We start from the raw sequence: 848 nt of genomic DNA, 5'->3' as shown, positions 1-848 counted from the left end.
GTTAAGCTCACCAGCGCCGATGATAGTTGGGGGCTCTCCCCCTGCGAAAGTAGGACGTTGCTGGATTTTAATATGGAGGATTAGCTCAGTTGGGAGAGCACCTGCCTTACAAGCAGGGGGTCGGCAGTTCGAGCCTGTCATCCTCCACCATTTAAGCTGGCCTAGCTCAATTGGTAGAGCAACTGACTTGTAATCAGTAGGTTGGGGGTTCAAGTCCTCTGGCCAGCACCACTTTTGAGAGCCATTAGCTCAGTTGGTAGAGCATCTGACTTTTAATCAGAGGGTCGAAGGTTCGAGTCCTTCATGGCTCACCATTTTTATATGCGGATGTGGCGGAACTGGCAGACGCGCTAGAATCAGGCTCTAGTGTCCTTTACCGGACGTGGGGGTTCGACTCCCTTCATCCGCACCATACTTAAGCGGGAGTAGTTCAGTGGTAGAACACCACCTTGCCAAGGTGGGGGTCGCGAGTTCGAATCTCGTCTTCCGCTCCATTATCTCCTTGAATATAATTTTATAGCCATGCGCCCGTAGCTCAATTGGATAGAGCGTCTGACTACGGATCAGAAGGTTAGGGGTTCGACTCCTCTCGGGCGCGCCATTATCGGGAAGTAGCTCAGCTTGGCAGAGCACTTGGTTTGGGACCAAGGGGTCGCAGGTTCAAATCCTGTCTTCCCGACCATTTCAACCCTTTTATACGGGGCCTTAGCTCAGCTGGGAGAGCGCCTGCCTTGCACGCAGGAGGTCAGCGGTTCGATCCCGCTAGGCTCCACCAATTTGATCTTTGAAAACTAAACAAAAGACAAGAAGAAGGAAAGAGAATGAATCATTCTCTGTCAATTTTTGAA

General features: G+C 51.2%; 8 tRNA genes. All 8 read left to right on the top strand.

The annotated features are described in order from the left end of the window. The first annotated feature begins 74 nt into the window (after positions 1–74). The 8 genes from ACFO4L_RS14185 to ACFO4L_RS14150 all read left to right on the top strand — a co-directional run bounded on the left by ACFO4L_RS14185 (position 75) and on the right by ACFO4L_RS14150 (position 775). Positions 75–150, top strand: a tRNA-Val gene (locus ACFO4L_RS14185). A 5-nt stretch (positions 151–155) separates the two neighbouring features. Continuing rightward, positions 156–231, top strand: a tRNA-Thr gene (locus ACFO4L_RS14180). 7 nt (positions 232–238) lie between these two features. Beyond that, positions 239–314: transfer RNA gene (locus ACFO4L_RS14175), tRNA-Lys, on the top strand. A 9-nt stretch (positions 315–323) separates the two neighbouring features. Continuing rightward, positions 324–412 (top strand) — tRNA-Leu (locus ACFO4L_RS14170). Between the two features lie 7 nt (positions 413–419). Further along, positions 420–494 (top strand) — tRNA-Gly (locus ACFO4L_RS14165). Positions 495–524: 30 nt separating this feature from the next. Further along, a tRNA-Arg gene (locus ACFO4L_RS14160) sits at positions 525–601 on the top strand. A gap of 4 nt (positions 602–605) precedes the next feature. Beyond that, positions 606–682: transfer RNA gene (locus ACFO4L_RS14155), tRNA-Pro, on the top strand. Positions 683–699: 17 nt separating this feature from the next. Next, positions 700–775 (top strand) — tRNA-Ala (locus ACFO4L_RS14150). Positions 776–848 lie beyond the last annotated feature (73 nt).

Origin of the sequence: Bacillus daqingensis (assembly GCF_042654445.1) — a bacterium.
In the GTDB taxonomy this organism is placed as follows: domain Bacteria; phylum Bacillota; class Bacilli; order Bacillales; family Salisediminibacteriaceae; genus Alkalicoccus; species Alkalicoccus luteus.
Note: the sequence above shows the minus strand (reverse complement) of the source record. Positions and strands in the feature narration are given on the sequence as shown.